At 41.7% G+C, this 15,048-nt stretch carries 17 protein-coding genes and 1 other annotated feature; of the genes, 8 read left to right on the forward strand and 9 right to left on the reverse strand.

Going from position 1 to position 15,048, the window contains the following annotated elements:
• Nucleotides 1–106: 106 nt before the first annotated feature.
• Nucleotides 107–526 (reverse strand): organic hydroperoxide resistance protein, encoded by a 420-nt coding sequence (locus ACXADT_RS21080; RefSeq protein ID WP_270180713.1) that lies wholly within the window; start codon nucleotides 524–526, stop codon nucleotides 107–109.
• 140 nt (nucleotides 527–666) lie between these two features.
• On the opposite strand from ACXADT_RS21080, the gene ACXADT_RS21085 reads away from it, so the two are divergent.
• Nucleotides 667–1,476: a GNAT family N-acetyltransferase gene (locus ACXADT_RS21085; RefSeq protein ID WP_474832758.1), complete on the forward strand. Its 810-nt coding sequence runs from the start codon at nucleotides 667–669 to the stop codon at nucleotides 1,474–1,476.
• Nucleotides 1,477–1,499: 23 nt separating this feature from the next.
• On the opposite strand, the gene ACXADT_RS21090 is transcribed toward ACXADT_RS21085, so the two are convergent.
• On the reverse strand, nucleotides 1,500–2,093 hold the full coding sequence (locus ACXADT_RS21090; protein WP_474834609.1) for a YczE/YyaS/YitT family protein: 594 nt from the start codon (nucleotides 2,091–2,093) through the stop codon (nucleotides 1,500–1,502).
• A 254-nt stretch (nucleotides 2,094–2,347) separates the two neighbouring features.
• Between ACXADT_RS21090 and ACXADT_RS21095 the strand changes: the two genes are divergently transcribed.
• Nucleotides 2,348–3,103 (forward strand): FixH family protein, encoded by a 756-nt coding sequence (locus ACXADT_RS21095; protein ID WP_474832760.1) that lies wholly within the window; start codon nucleotides 2,348–2,350, stop codon nucleotides 3,101–3,103.
• Between the two features lie 28 nt (nucleotides 3,104–3,131).
• On the opposite strand, the gene tyrS is transcribed toward ACXADT_RS21095, so the two are convergent.
• The 3 genes from tyrS to ACXADT_RS21110 all read right to left on the reverse strand — a co-directional run bounded on the left by tyrS (nucleotide 3,132) and on the right by ACXADT_RS21110 (nucleotide 6,289).
• A complete protein-coding gene (gene tyrS / locus ACXADT_RS21100; protein WP_270180709.1) occupies nucleotides 3,132–4,373 on the reverse strand; it encodes a tyrosine--tRNA ligase in 1,242 nt (413 codons plus the stop codon).
• 54 nt (nucleotides 4,374–4,427) lie between these two features.
• Nucleotides 4,428–4,648, reverse strand: a binding site (T-box leader).
• Nucleotides 4,649–4,825: 177 nt separating this feature from the next.
• A complete protein-coding gene (gene hemH / locus ACXADT_RS21105) occupies nucleotides 4,826–5,758 on the reverse strand; it encodes a ferrochelatase (RefSeq protein WP_474813937.1) in 933 nt (310 codons plus the stop codon).
• Nucleotides 5,759–5,941: 183 nt separating this feature from the next.
• A complete protein-coding gene (locus tag ACXADT_RS21110) occupies nucleotides 5,942–6,289 on the reverse strand; it encodes a hypothetical protein (protein WP_270180707.1) in 348 nt (115 codons plus the stop codon).
• Nucleotides 6,290–6,462: 173 nt separating this feature from the next.
• Here ACXADT_RS21110 and ACXADT_RS21115 point away from each other — a divergent pair, with 173 nt between their 5' ends.
• The 4 genes from ACXADT_RS21115 to ACXADT_RS21130 all read left to right on the forward strand — a co-directional run bounded on the left by ACXADT_RS21115 (nucleotide 6,463) and on the right by ACXADT_RS21130 (nucleotide 9,618).
• Nucleotides 6,463–6,648 (forward strand): hypothetical protein, encoded by a 186-nt coding sequence (locus tag ACXADT_RS21115; RefSeq protein WP_270180706.1) that lies wholly within the window; start codon nucleotides 6,463–6,465, stop codon nucleotides 6,646–6,648.
• 175 nt (nucleotides 6,649–6,823) lie between these two features.
• Nucleotides 6,824–7,972 (forward strand): NAD-dependent epimerase/dehydratase family protein, encoded by a 1,149-nt coding sequence (locus tag ACXADT_RS21120; RefSeq protein ID WP_474832762.1) that lies wholly within the window; start codon nucleotides 6,824–6,826, stop codon nucleotides 7,970–7,972.
• Between the two features lie 27 nt (nucleotides 7,973–7,999).
• Entirely contained in the window at nucleotides 8,000–9,145 is a 1,146-nt protein-coding gene (locus ACXADT_RS21125; RefSeq protein ID WP_270180704.1) for a glycosyltransferase family 4 protein, read from the forward strand.
• A gap of 14 nt (nucleotides 9,146–9,159) precedes the next feature.
• The gene (locus ACXADT_RS21130) at nucleotides 9,160–9,618 is read left to right on the forward strand and encodes a GtrA family protein (protein ID WP_474832764.1); all 459 of its coding nucleotides are present in this window, start codon (nucleotides 9,160–9,162) and stop codon (nucleotides 9,616–9,618) included.
• Between the two features lie 44 nt (nucleotides 9,619–9,662).
• Here ACXADT_RS21130 and ACXADT_RS21135 read toward each other — a convergent pair whose 3' ends face one another.
• Both ACXADT_RS21135 and ACXADT_RS21140 read right to left on the reverse strand, forming a co-directional pair.
• Entirely contained in the window at nucleotides 9,663–10,184 is a 522-nt protein-coding gene (locus ACXADT_RS21135) for a GNAT family N-acetyltransferase (RefSeq protein WP_270180702.1), read from the reverse strand.
• Between the two features lie 150 nt (nucleotides 10,185–10,334).
• Complete coding sequence (locus tag ACXADT_RS21140) at nucleotides 10,335–11,159, reverse strand: DUF368 domain-containing protein (RefSeq protein WP_474832765.1); 825 nt, start codon at nucleotides 11,157–11,159, stop codon at nucleotides 10,335–10,337.
• Between the two features lie 243 nt (nucleotides 11,160–11,402).
• Here ACXADT_RS21140 and ACXADT_RS21145 point away from each other — a divergent pair, with 243 nt between their 5' ends.
• Complete coding sequence (locus ACXADT_RS21145; protein ID WP_270180700.1) at nucleotides 11,403–12,287, forward strand: DMT family transporter; 885 nt, start codon at nucleotides 11,403–11,405, stop codon at nucleotides 12,285–12,287.
• A 33-nt stretch (nucleotides 12,288–12,320) separates the two neighbouring features.
• On the opposite strand, the gene ACXADT_RS21150 is transcribed toward ACXADT_RS21145, so the two are convergent.
• On the reverse strand, nucleotides 12,321–12,701 hold the full coding sequence (locus ACXADT_RS21150) for a gamma-glutamylcyclotransferase family protein (protein WP_270180699.1): 381 nt from the start codon (nucleotides 12,699–12,701) through the stop codon (nucleotides 12,321–12,323).
• 41 nt (nucleotides 12,702–12,742) lie between these two features.
• Nucleotides 12,743–14,464 (reverse strand): pyruvate oxidase, encoded by a 1,722-nt coding sequence (locus tag ACXADT_RS21155; RefSeq protein WP_474832767.1) that lies wholly within the window; start codon nucleotides 14,462–14,464, stop codon nucleotides 12,743–12,745.
• Between the two features lie 160 nt (nucleotides 14,465–14,624).
• On the opposite strand from ACXADT_RS21155, the gene ACXADT_RS21160 reads away from it, so the two are divergent.
• Nucleotides 14,625–15,002 carry a thiol-disulfide oxidoreductase DCC family protein gene (locus ACXADT_RS21160; RefSeq protein ID WP_270180697.1) on the forward strand — a complete coding sequence of 126 codons (378 nt, stop codon included), beginning with the start codon at nucleotides 14,625–14,627 and terminating at the stop codon, nucleotides 15,000–15,002.
• Nucleotides 15,003–15,048: the final 46 nt, after the last annotated feature.

Consider the following 15,048-nt stretch of genomic DNA (forward strand, 5'->3'; position numbering starts at 1 on the left):
AATACAAACTAAACTGGGTAATTATGTCTGTTTCTCTTTTTTACCTAACGTCTAATTGAACAAAAGAAAGGCTACCGAGTACACTCGATAGCCTGTTACCAGATGGTTAGACCGCTTTTGCGTTAATTTCTACATCGATGTTTCCACGAGTTGCTTTTGAATAAGGGCACACTTTGTGGGCCTCCTTCGTAAGCATATCAGCATCTTCCTGACTAACACCTTTCACTTCTACGTTCAGTGTTACTCCAATTTTGAAACCACCGTCTGATTCATCTTTTAAGAAACTAACTTCAGCTGTTGTCTTCGATTCGATTTCTTTCTTATTATTCGATGCGACAAGATTCAACGCGCCATCATAGCAAGCAGAGTATGTTGCTGCAAACAGCTGCTCTGGATTCGTACCCTTTTCATCAGAGTTCTCTGTCGGCATCACAAGATTCATATCGATTAAACCATCAGAAGATTTTACAGTTCCTTGACGGCCGCCTTCAGCAGTTGCCTTTGAAGTGAATAGTACTTTACTCATCGAACATCATCTCCTTATATAAGTATACATGGTGTATTTACCTCTACGAAGGCACTCTTAAACTATCATGAGAAAATGATTTACATTTTTCAAATCTTCTGTAAAATAGTTCCTTAAAGAAGGAAAAGGAGGCCGGAGTGATGATTAGAAGATTAACGGAAGCGGACCATAAGGCATGTATTTCATTATTAACGCCGTATGCTGCTGAAAACTTATTTATTCTTGGAGATATCGAAGCATTCGGTTATGACCAACCCTTTCAAAAATTATGGGGCGACTTTTCTAGTAAAGGAGAATTGCGGGCTGTTCTCTTAAAATATGAGAAAAATTACATCCCTTTTGCTTCGAACGAGTTTGATGCTGCTGGTTTCGCATCCATCATTTCAGAGGATCAAGACTTTCTTATGGTATCTGGTTTAGAGCGGGTTACAGAACAGGTGGAAGCCCACATTACGCACCCTGTTAAATCAAAGAGAAAAATGTATTATGCTAAGTGTGATAATGTTGAAAAGCTCTCACTAACAAACTTAGAAGATGTAAGAATAGCTACTACAGAAGATATTCCTAGCATTCACGACCTTCATAACGCGATCGATGAATTCAATTCTTCTGAAACAGTAGAAGAAAAACAGAGAAATCTAGACAAAGGGATTTCTAGAACCTACTATATGACGATCGATGGACAGGTCGTTACAGCTGCCTCCACTGCCGCAGAAAACTCTCAATCTGCCATGATCGTAGGAGTATGTACGCGCCCTGGCTTTAAACGTAAAGGATATGCAACGAAATGTATGATGAAGCTATGCTATGACGTTTTAACAGAAGGCAAAGACCTCTGCCTCTTTTATGATAATCCTGAAGCTGGTAACATCTACAAACGCATCGGATTTCGTGAGATTGAAAAATGGACGATGTCTACCTTTGAAACAAAATTTGCAATGAAACTATAAAAAGCGGTCCTTAGAGACCGCTTTTATGATGGAGTGAACCTCAATTTGCGAATGGCTTTTGCACTTACTGGAGTAAAGAGGTGTATCAAAACACCCATGAAAAGGGCATTTAACACTGTACCCACCCCGATAGGCCCATTGAAGAAGAACGCTAGGATAACGAGAAAAATACTGATCAATGCTCTTGAATACGGCAAGGTAACCCCAGTTAAATCTTTCACAACAAACATTATTCGATCAATGGGGATTGGAGCAAAGTTCGATTGTAAATAAACCGCGATACCGAGACCACTCAGCAGCAAACCTAATAGTAAAAGGAGACTTTGTTCGACGACACTTGTCGGCATCACGTTATTTCCTAATAGATGCATCCATACGTCGATCCCTATCCCAGTGACTAAGGAGGTCAATAACGCAAGAAGCTCAGGCTTTCTTCGCTCTGCAATTGCATTAAAGAGTACCATGCATCCACCGATGATTACTTCCCAGCTTCCAATCGATAAGCCTACCGTTTTATATAACCCGACAAGAAGTGCATCGAATGGGGATGTTCCAAGCTTTGAAATGACTGAGAGCGAGATCCCTAAAGTAAGTAACCCTAATCCTGTCACATAAATAGCAAAACGTTTTCACATACTAGCCCCTCCCCTTCGTGTATTTTGATTCCTTATATCCTATCAACCTCTATTTCTACTTTCAACTAATTCACACCTCATCACTCTTTGTCATCAAGTCGACACAACTCCAACTCACAAACACTTGAGAACCTCTACCATCTTTTCTACTATTAGTAGTGAGAAGCTTGTTTGCCTAACCCTTTGTTTGGCAATAATGAAGCTTTACATACGTTTTCAATGAAGGGATGTCTTATATGAAAAAAGTAAGTATGCTCATGCTGTTACTCATTCTCGTGCTTGCAGCTTGCGGGCAGAACAATAGCAACGATACAGAGGAAAGTGGAACGGCCGATCCTCAACCGATAGATGTTGTCTTAGATACGCCTGAAACTGCCAAAACAGGTGAGGAACTCACATTTAGCGCTACCGTTACGCAAGCTGATGAAAAAGTTGAAGACGCAAACGAAGTGATGTTTGAAGTATGGAAAGAAGGCGACAAAGACAATAGCGAAATGATAGAAGCCACTCACGATGGTGAAGGTGTCTACACTGTAAAGAAAACGATCGATGAAGATGGAACGTACGTTGTGCAATCACATGTAACTGCAAGAGACCTACATACGATGCCAAAGAGCAAAGTGAAAGTTGGTTCTGAGGACGCATCAGAAAATCATGAAGATCATGAAAGTCATGAAGAACACGCCCACCACGGGGATGCTGTTTCGTTTCACTTGATGAAGCCAGATACCATTAAGGCAAATGAAGAAATTTCATTAACAACTCATCTTCAAAAAGATAATCAACCTTTAACAGATGCTTCGATTCGATTTGAAATTTCTAAAACTGGTGAAGAAAAAGCACAGTGGATTGAGACAGAGGAAACAAAAGATGGTGAGTATCAAGGAACTGTTACGTTAGAAGAAGCTGGAGAGTACACTGTAACGATTCATGCTGAAAATGATGAAGGCTTACATGAACATACAGAAGAAAGCCTAACTGTGACTGAATAAATGAAATCCCCCTTATATGGGGGATTTTTTATAGCGTTATTTTTTTGACTTTTCGTTTTCCAACTTGAACGATCATACCGTCTTTGACCGTCACGACTGCAGAACTATCCGTAACCTTTTGTTGATCGATTTTGATTCCGCCATTCTTCACCATACGTCTCGCTTCACTCGTAGATGGGAGCATTCCGAGTGCTACTATGAGAGCTGGCACACTTGTCTTTTCATCTCCACTCCACTTCACTTCTTCAATATCAGAAGGAAGCTGGTTTTGTTGAAATACATTCTTAAACTGCTCTTCCGCCATCAGAGCTTCATCTTTCCCATGGAACATCGTGACGATGGTTTTAGCAAGATGCATTTTCGCTTCCTTAGGGTGCAGGGTTCCATCTTTGAGCTTTGTTCGAATCGAAACCTTTTCCTCTAGTTCAAGATCTGTGATGAGTTCGACGTACTTTGAAATGAGTTCATCTGGTATCGACATCGCTTTTCCATACATGTCTGTCGGCTTCTCTGCAATCCCGATGTAATTCCCCTTGGACTTCGACATTTTCTCTACGCCGTCTAATCCTTCTAATAGCGGCATCGTCAACACTACCTGTTTTTCTTTTCCAAATTGATCCTGTAAATGCCTTCCCATCAAAACGTTAAAGTATTGATCGGTTCCGCCTAGCTCGATGTCACTTTCTAGATGCACGGAATCATACCCTTGCATAAGAGGGTAAAAGAATTCGTGTAGAGATACCGGCTTACCTGCATTTATTCTCTTCTCGAAATCATCTCGCTCGATCAATCTAGCGACAGTAATCTTACCTGCTAGTTCGATGACATCTTCGAATTTTAGTTCCGAAAGCCATGATGCATTATAAAAAAGCTCTACTTTGCTTCGATCGATTACCTTTCCAAATTGATCGAGGTAGGTTTGCGCATTCCTCTTTACTTCTTCATCCGTTAACTGTACCCTCGCCGCCGATTTTCCAGTCGGATCACCGATCTTACCAGTAAAATCTCCGATGATAAGCTGAATGATGTGTCCATTTTCTTGAAACTGACGGAGTTTATTTAAAACGACAGTATGTCCGATATGGACATCTGGTGCTGATGGATCTAGGCCTAGTTTTACTTTCAACGGGCGGCCTGTGATGATCGATTTTGCAATCTTTTCCTTCAGTTCATCCAAAGGAACGACTTCGCTCGTTCCGTGAGTATAGACCGCATACTGCCTTTCCATTTCCTTTCGTTGTTCATTCGTTAACTTCTCGATCATGCCCATTCCTTTCGACCTCCTGTTTTCATTTTATGCAAAAAAGCCACGCCCCTACATCTAAGTAGGGACGTGGCTTATCACGCGGTACCACCCTGATTAAAGACACTCGTGTCTTTCAGCTCAATTACGATAACGGAATTCACCGTTTCTGACTACTACGTTGTTCATCAGAAAGACTCTGAGGGGTAATTCACGAATACGCTGTACCAGTTCGCACCGACCACTGGTTCTCTGACACTACACATCGTATAACGCTACTGCATCCTCTTCTTCGCCTGTTTCATTTATTTTAATAACTTTAGCTTCAATAAAAGGTATTGTCAATTGTTTTATTTATAGAAAGATGAAACAGTACGTACTCGCTTTACCATAACCTTTAAATAACACCAAGCTTTGAATACGAATATTACTATTCTTGCCGAACATAAAAAACAGCGGTCTAAGACCGCTGCCTCTCATTATTGATTCAATTGCTTTAGAACCACTGTTGCCATCGCATCGATAAACTCATCTTTTGCGTTCGGCATTTCTGGTCGATAGTAGTTTGCACCGATCTCATCTGTCACGACTTTACATTCATAGTCATTGTCGAATAGCACTTCTAGATGATCAGCTACGAAACCTACAGGTGCGTACACAAACGACGTGTAGCCGTGGTTTTCGTGTAAGTCTCTCGTAAGATCTTGTACGTCAGGTCCAATCCACGGATCCGGCGTATTCCCTTCACTCTGCCAGCCGATCGCAACGTTCTTAACTCCTGACTGTTCTACAATTAGATCAGCTGTTTCTTTTAACTGATCTGGATATGGATCGCCGTTAGCGATGATTTTTTCTGGAAGGCTATGAGCAGATACGATTAGGACTGCCTTCTCTCGCTCTTCATCAGACATGCCATCAAAGATCGCTTTGATGCGTTTAGCCCAGTAGGAAATAAACTTCGGCTCGTCGTACCAGCTCTCTACAGATGTAATCGTTGGTCCACCAATTTTCTCTGCTTCTTCTTTCGCACGTCCATTGTATGACTTGATGCTGAACGTTGAGAAATGTGGTGCTAGTACTATACTTACTGCTTCTTCGATGCCATCTTCATGCATCTGCTGAACTGCATCTTCAACGAAAGGCTCGATATGTTTTAAACCGATATATACTTTAAATTCGATCTCATCCTGAATTTCATTCAGATGAGCACCTAGTCCGTAAGCTTGGTCCTCAGTAATTTTAGCAAGAGGTGAAATACCACCGATCGCTTTATAACGATCTTTTAAATCTTGAAGCTGTTCGTCGGCTGGTTTTCTACCTCTACGAATGTGTGTATAATACCGTTCAATATCTTCTTCTTTGTATGGCGTACCGTATGCCATCACAAGAAGACCCATTGTTTTCTTTGCCATGTATGTGTTCCCCTTCCAAATTTAAGGATTACATTGAATATCTAGTTATAATGATTATCGTCTAGTTTGAAGTATACCCTTTTTCAGCAATCGATTCAAAGGGAATAACATATTCTAAATGGTAACGTTTTGTGTCGTTACATAGTAAAGGGAATCAGGCTATAGCCTAACTCCCTTTCATCCTTACCTTTCCATCGCTCCGTTATGCTTTGTAACGATTTCTCGGAGCTCTGTATCATCATCTTCTGAGGTTTCAAAAGATAGCACATAGTTGAAGTGCTTCTCATTATGTTCAGGATCTGCATTCTCCTCTTGCTTACCTGTTGGAGTTTCGTTGGAGAAAAACAAATCGTTGTTTGCGCCAGCTTCTGTTGCGGACCCTTGACCTGAATCCGGGGCGTCGACCGATAGATCCTTATCCTCTTTAATCTCCTCCACTGAAGCACTAGTGACAGAATAATTCTTCATATCTTCCTTTGCACTTTCTGCTTCGTTCTCCGTTGGAAAATAGGCTTGTAATGTTTTACTCATCTCTATCGACTCCTTTTTGTTTGGCTCACTGTAACTTGATTCCCGTTACAAAGAAGTCTTAATCATTCAAAACAAGCCGCCTTTCTAAATTTCCTTTTCAAACGAAATATCGTGATTAATCTCCCTTCAACTAACATAAACTACCGCTATTCCATACACATAGGAGGATCAATATGAAAAAGAGTAAACTCAATCGTGAGGACGAATACAAAAAGGGGCATGATGAGGTAAACGTTGATGAAGCGATCAATGAAGCCTTTTATTCCGAGAAGCAGAAGAACGATTCTACTCCAACTTCTTATCTAAACAACAACACAGCAGCCATCGATGTAACGGGCAATAAGGATGAAGACCGTTAACAAACCGTCTCACTCTCAGATTTCCTCCATCATTCAACTGAAATTAACTGATTTTCTTAAAATTTTCGTAAATTAGGGGTCCTTAGTTGAATCAGTACATGATGAGTGCTATCGTAAATTGTGATATAGCAAGCATTTCAGTACAAAATTGACCATTGTGATGGGGGTAAAATCTATGAGAATTATTGTTGCAGGTGGAGATGGTTTTTGCGGATGGCCAACAGCGCTTTACTTATCTAAACAAGGACACGATGTAACGATCCTAGATAACATGGTTCGCCGCAAGTGGGATGAAGAACTCCGCTCAAACTCTTTAACACCGATTCTAACTCTAGAAGAACGGGTAAAACTTTGGGAAGAAAAGAGTGGCAACCGCATCAATATTTATGACTGTGATTTAATGCATTACGATTTTCTTAAAGAGATCTTCAAACAAGTACAGCCAGAAGCATTCGTTCATTTTGCTGAACAGCGCTCTGCTCCATACTCTATGATCGACAGAGAACATGCGGTATTCACTCAGACGAATAACGTCGTTGGCAATTTGAACGTACTATATGCGATTAAAGAAGTCACACCTGATTGTCATTTAATAAAATTGGGCACAATGGGCGAATACGGTCAGCCTAACATTGATATTGAAGAAGGATACATAAAGATCGAACACAAAGGGCGCGAAGACGTTCTTCCATTTCCAAAACAGCCAGGCTCGTTCTATCACCTTTCAAAAGTCCATGATAGTCATAACATCCAATTTGCCTGCAAAATTTGGGGAATCAGAGCAACTGATCTGAACCAAGGTATCGTGTATGGCCTTCATACAGATGAAGCTGACATGGATGAAGGTTTGATCAATCGCCTTGATTATGACGGCGTGTTTGGAACCGCATTGAACCGGTTCATCATCCAAGCAGCGATCGGCCATAACTTAACGGTCTACGGTTCCGGGAAACAAACAAGAGCATTCCTTAACATTCAAGATACGATCCGCTGCGTTGAAATCGCTGCAGAGAACCCTGCTGACAAAGGGGAGTTCCGCGTCTTCAACCAGTTTACAGAAGAGTTCTCTGTCCTAGAACTAGCTGAAAAAGTACAGCGTGTGGCAGAAGCGAAAGGACTTAATATTTCGATCGATCACCTGGAAAATCCGCGTGTCGAGAAGGAAGAACACTATTATCATGCGGTTAACACGAACCTGATCGACCTAGGTCTTGAACCATGCTTATTAACAGATGAGCACATTTCAAATACGCTCGATACTGCGCTTAAATACAAAGATAGAGTGTTAAAAGAAAATGTACTTCCGAACGTTACTTGGAAGTAAGTCGAAGACTAAACGAGAGGTGTAACTATGAAAATATCCATCGTCACTGAAACATTCCTCCCCTCCACAGATGGGGTCGTAACACGATTGCGTGCTTCAATCGATTATTTAATCGATCAAGGACATGAAATCCAGGTTATTGCTCCAGATTTAGGGGTACGAAGCTATAGGAATATTCGTTTCGATGGGGTTAAGCCTCGTACCTTTTTCTTGTACAAGCACCGAAAGTTTGGAATGCCGACGCGATTGATCAAAACATACCTTGAAGACTTTAACCCTGACCTTGTTCACGTCGTGAATCCCGCATTCATGGGGTATTCAGGTATTAAATATGGGAAGAAGCTCGGGGTTCCTCTTATCGCTTCCTATCATACGCATGCTCCAAAATATGCTGATTACTACAATGTACCGTGGGCGGAGCCCCTTCTATGGTGGCATTTTCGAAGAATGCACAATCAAGCAGACTTAAACCTCTGTACATCAAAAGCTATCTTAGAAGAACTCAATGAGCAAAACTTCTATAACGTTCAATTATGGAAACGAGGCGTCGATACAGAAAGGTTTAACCCGAAACTCCGTAATCAGGAAATGAGAGAGCGGTTAACGAACGGAAACGCTGATAAAACGCTTCTCCTCTTTGTTGGACGCCTCGCATTTGAGAAAGAAATCGATACATTGATTCCGATGTTGGAGGAAAAGCAAGACGCTCACCTTGCGATCATTGGGGACGGTCCGTACAGAGAAGAGCTTGAGAAGAACTTCTCTCACTTAAGCAATGTGACATTCACAGGCTTTATGCATGGTGAAGAGCTTGCAACGGCCTACGCTTCCTCAGATGCGTTCATGTTCCCATCAACAACTGAAACATTGGGACTTGTGATTTTAGAAGCGATGGCGAGTGGTCTTCCTGTCATCGCAGCAGAGTCGGGTCCGACGAACGAACAAGTAGAAGACGGAGAAACAGGTCTTCTTTATCAATCTGGTAAAGATGGGAACTTAACAAGTACCATCTCCAGACTAGAGGAAGACGACCTTCTCAAACGCATGTCAAAACAAGCCTTTTCTCATTCAAGAGCTTTCGGCTGGCACGGTCCTGCTCAGCAGCTTCTCGATATCTACGAATCAGCACTAGATCTTGGTCAGGAGCAAGAAGGACAGCAGGCGATCCAATAGATAGAGGTTAAATTATGAAACAGAGTCAAATAGGCAAAGGTTCAAAGCAGGTAATAAGCTTTAGTGCGATTGGCATCATGAATGCTCTCGTGGATATTGGCGCACTCAACCTGCTCATGCTGTTGTTTCCAACAGATGATCGAATCCAGCTCATTTTCTACAACACAATTGCATATACACTCGCGATCACAAACAGCTACTTTTGGAATGCGAAGCTAACCTTCCCTTCCAAAGCCATTCATGACCGAAAACAGGTCATCCTGTTTTTAGTACAAGCCGTGATCGCTCTTGGAGTCAGTAACCTCGTATTCTATGGTGCTCTGTTTCTGTTTGACCTCAAATGGCTCTCGTTCCCAAACTATATCGAACGGAATATCGCAAAAGGGCTCGCGATGTTTCTTTCTTCCGCCTCAAGTTTCTTTATGATGAAGCATATCGTCTTTCCTCGTACGAAGAAGCAACATCAAAATTAAAAAAAGCGAATCCACTGCTGGATTCGCTTTTTTCTAATTCAACTCTACACATACTTTTCCATTCGAATATCTGCCCACATTCTTCCGTCCCAATATGTAAAATCGTCAAGACGTCCGAATTCTTTATATCCTAATCTTTTATACAGTTGCTGTGCTCGAGTATTAAATTCAAACACACCAAGTTCAATTCGTTTGAGTCCAGCTTTTTTTATTTCTTCTTCTAAAAAGTTCATCGCTTCATAGCCTACACCGTGTCCACGTGCTTCATCTTCTCCAATCGTTATTCCGATCCAAGCCGTTTTGCGCACTTTTTTCAGAAGGTGGTTCGGATCGACCATATAGTTCATTTCCCCGACCAAGACATCATTATAATAAATCAAATAAATATGTAAGTGATTCAACCGCTCTGTTAGATCGATCATTGTTATTTTTCTACGGGTTTCTAGTTCCTTTATGTTCTTGTTAGGACGAATCAACGGAACTAACGACCGATCATTCTCCCATCGATTATACATATCGACGAGGAGTGTTGTAGGTTGTTCAATCTTAGTAAAGTGCGTTTTCATTGAGGACTCCTCTCTCGAAAAAAGGTTGTGTTTGTATTCCCTATCACCTAATCGAATTCCTTCAATAGTAGAACAGACGGTTCCAAGAGTGAAGACCGCTTGACTCTCCCGTACGCAGGAAAGCAAGCGGTGCTCCTCTGGAGTTCTCTATCAACCTTGCTTATGCTCTATTTTTCCAAGCAAATAAGCAGCTGCAAGACCGAGCAGCAGTGTCATGATACTCGCAGTCGCAATAGTAGCATCAGGCTTGAACCCTGGATAAAGAACAACGACTGAGCCGATAACGAGTCCAATCATAACGGCATATGTCGAGACGGTGTATTTATTCAACAGTAAAGAAATCGCCTTTCCTGTTAAACTTAATCCAATAATGATCCCTGCTCCTACTGTCAGAATAAGCGGAATCTGAAAAGAAGACAGCCCGTGAATAACGGTCTGATACGAACCTAACAGCAACAATACGAACGAGCCACTTACGCCAGGCAAAATCATCGCAGTACTCGCAAGCCACCCTGAAAAGAATAGAACGATATAATCATTAAGCTGTAGGCTTTCTTTCACCGCTCCGGAATGGTCTCCTTTAAAAACGATCGTAGAAGCAATCAACACTGCTGCAATCACAAGTAGGAGATAATGACGAGGTTTGAACGTTTCTTTAAACTCAACCTTCTTCAATAGAAATGGAATGACCCCAATGATCAGCCCAATAAAAAAGTAAAATGTAGGCTGGGGATAATGATTTAATAAGTGTTCCATCACCTTACTCACTAAGATGATCGCAAGAGCTACCCCGATAAGAAGAGGGATGAAGAATCCAAGTTCCTTCTTCCAATTTTTACTCATCAAGCCGTTGATGCCGTTGATCAAACGGCGGTAAATCCCGAGTACCATCGCAATGGTACCTCCACTAACACCAGGTATCAAGTCACTGATCCCCATTAATAATCCTCTATATATGTTCTTCCATCTAAACATGACTATGCTTCTCCTTTATCCATATATGTAATGGTTCCATACCCTGCATGCATTTACTTGTAACCTTGAGCGGAACCTTTCTTTCGGTTTTAGTTAGTAGGTATGGGTTATCCTAATCCTACAAACCTTCGAAACGAACCTTCAATTTTTGCCTAATTGCGAAACGTCTTGAGTTGATAATCCACCACGAAATACAGTAAAGTGATAGAGGTAATTTTTGATTTTATACACTGGAGGAATTTGATGAGTGATCGAAATAAAGGCATCCTTTTGTTACTCGTATCGTCGTTCGGTTTTGCGATGATGGCCGCTTTTGTAAAGCTGTCAGGTGATCTACCGACGGTACAAAAGACGATGTTTCGTAATGCAGTGTCTGCTGTTATATCATTTGGATTTGTTATGTATTATAAAGAACGCCTCTTCGGCAAAAAAGAAAACCAAAAGTTCTTATTACTACGTTCCACACTCGGAACGTTAGGAATACTTTTTTACTTTTATGCGATCGATCATCTTGTGTTATCAGATGCCGATATGCTCAACAAGCTCAGCCCATTCCTGCTTATTATCTTTTCCGCACTTTTTTTGAAAGAACGAGCTAGGACGTTTCAGATCGTTGCGATCATCGTTGCATTCATTGGTACATTATTGATTATTAAACCGCAATTTTCAATTGAAACAATCCCATATATTTCAGGTTTACTATCTGCGATTTTTGCGGCTGGAGCTTACACCGTTCTCCGTGTGCTTGGTCAAAAGGAGAAGTTCTATACGGTCGTTTTCTACTTTTCATTTTTCTCAACGGTGGTACTACTACCGTTTGTTATTGTGTTTTATGAACCGATGGAAACCATTCAGCTCATATACCTTCTTCTTGCAGGGGCCTTTGCAACACTAGGACAGTTCGGTATCACAATGGCCTATAAGTTCGCACCAGCAAGAGAGATTTCGATTTTCTTTTATTCCACGGTCGTGTACTCAGCTTTGATCAGTATCGTTCTCTTCGGACAAGTTCCTGATCTATTAAGTATACTCGGTTATATCGTGATCTTCTCTGCTTCATTCTACATGTTCTTACGAAACAACCATGAAGCGAAGATCGAAAAAAGAGCATTGCGCACTTCTAATTAAGAAAAGGTAGCGTCTGATAAGACGCTACCTCTTTTAATTTCGTCTATATTCTGTCCAATTACCACTATCGATTTTCCTAAAAGTTGAAGGTTTTGTTTTCATAACATAGGTGATCGCATCGTACTGCTTCCCTTTCGAATAGACTGGTTGAATGATCCTGTCATACAGGTTCGCTCTTCTTCCCTCTTGAAACCCTTCTAGCACATCGATTCGTGAGAGAAACGTGTCGTTCACTTCATAGACTTCTCCGTAGACGACCCCTTCTTCTGATTGAAACAGCGCAGGATAACCTGCACCTGTGTCATATAGCTTCCCGCTCGTCCAACTGTACGATTCAAGCAACCTTGCTCCTTCAATAACACGGTGGTTACTTTCACCTTTTCTTAATGTTCCATATACAAATACGATATGCATGTAACCGACTCCTAAAGCCCGCCATTGGCGGACTTTTGCTTTTAGAAAATTCGCTTCAACGCTTTCTTCAGCGGCGGCATGTCGAGTTCCTGCTCTTCGAAGGCCTTCTTCAACATGTATTTTGAATAACTTGAAGCTTGTTCATACGTAACTTTACCTGGAAGAGGAGCTTGGTCTTCAATCATGATGTCGACGATAACAGGCTTAGTTGATTTTGCCGCTCTTTCGAAAGCTGGCAGTAGTTCTTCATGCTTTTCAACACGATATCCTTCCCCGCCTGCTGTACGAGCGAAAGCTGCGTAATCAAAGTCTTTAAGCTCTGTTTCATAATCCAAATTACCGATTGCATGTTGTTCATATTTAATCATGCCGAGACGTTCATTATTAAATAGAACGACCATCATGGGCAGCTGATATTTTACCGCAGTTAAGAAATCCTGCATGACCATGGAGAATCCGCCGTCTCCACATATCGCTACAGCCTGACGTTTAGGGTGCGCGATCTTTGCCGCGATCGCTCCTGGCAGGCCGCAGCCCATCGTAGCCATCCAGGAGGAGAGAATAAACGTTTGATTTGTTACGCGGAAGTGTCTCGTTGTCCAAACCGTTACATTTCCAACATCCACAGATAAGATTGCATCATCATCGACGACTTTTTGCAGCTGTGGCATGATTTCCTGAGGCTTTATCGGTGATGATTTTTCCGCTTCAATCTTTTCTAGATGTGTCCACCAGTTTTTCATATTCTCCTGACACTTCTCAATAAAGTCCCTGTCTTCTTGATAGTGACAGTGTTCAGCTAAGTAAGAGAGCGTCCACTTCGCATCTCCGATCAACCCTACTGTAATAGGGTATCGTTTTCCGATTTGAGTTGGCTCGATATCGAGTTGAATCGCCTTCGCATCGTCCGGTAAGTAGTCTCTGTAAGGAAACGACGTGCCTACCATGATGAGAAGATCTGTTTCTTCCATCGCTTCGTATGCTGGCTTTGTTCCTATTTGACCTAGCTGACCTAAATTGTAAGGATGAACATCGGGAATCGTGCCCTTTCCTGGAAGACTCAAAATGACTGGAGCAGCGATTTTCTCAGCGAACTGTAACAGTTCCTCTCTTGAATGCTTTGCACCCTTACCTGCTAAGATCACAGGTCTCTTTGCATCATTCAGTAGCTGTAGTGCATCCTGTAAGTTTGAATTGTCGGGATGAATAACAGCCTTCGAATGTATCAGTGATGTATTTTTAACCTTCTGTTTCACCTTTTCGGCTGCAAGGTCGTCGGGAATCGTAAGGATAGCCACACCCTTTTTTTCAACAGCTGTTCGAATCGCCTGATTTGCCAAGTCAGGTAAGGTTTCTGCAGACTGAACCCGTTTATTGAACACTGATACATCGTCGAACATTCTCTCAAGATTCACTTCCTGAAACTGATCTGTCCCAAGCTGCGTACTGTCGACTTGTCCCGCTATGACAAGAACCGGCACCCCGTCCGCTTTCGCATCATATAGCCCATTCAGAAGATGAATCGCACCTGGACCTGCAATGGACAAACATACGCCGATCTTACCGGTTATCTTCGCATACGAAGCAGCTGATAGCGCACCAACTTCTTCATGGCGTACTTGGATGAATCTCATACGATCTTCAGCAGAACGTAGGTTATCAACAAAATGGTTGATCGAGTCACCCGGAAGCCCATATACATGATCGACTCCCCATTCTGATAACGTATCTAAAAGGATCTCTCCCGTACTTTTATCAAACATTTTTTATTCCTCCTCCGCATCATTTCATAATGTTTCACCTTCCCTTTCAGAGGTATTGCGAAACTTTTTTACTACAAAGGAGGGTTCTATTGTTTAATTTCCTTCAATAAAGTGAAATGTAAAGAATAGGATTCCAAATTTCCGATTGGGAGGCTCCCTTATGAAACATCTCGTTTTTTATGATGCACAATGTCCACTTTGTTTTAATGTGAAAAAGACTCTTCAAAAGCTGGACTGGCGTGGACAAATCGAATGGATTTCTGTACAAGAAGTAGAAAGCAATCCTGAAGCTTATCCTTATATGCAATATCGCCACGATCTTATGTATGATGAAATACATATGTTGACGGCATCAGGCCGACTATATTCAGGATTTTCTACAGTCAGAAGGCTGCTCCTAGCATTACCGATCACGATACCATTAAGCTTATTTTTATATTTGCCTTACCTCGATCGAATCGGTTCGCCACTTTATAAATGGTTTTCAAAACACCGATACGAATGGTTTGGTCGTTATCCTGAACCTGTTTATGAGTGATCATAAGCAGGTTTTTTTCTGTCGCTCGAGAAGTAGTTCCTAGCAG

This window comes from Anaerobacillus sp. ABR4_321 (assembly GCF_056158505.1).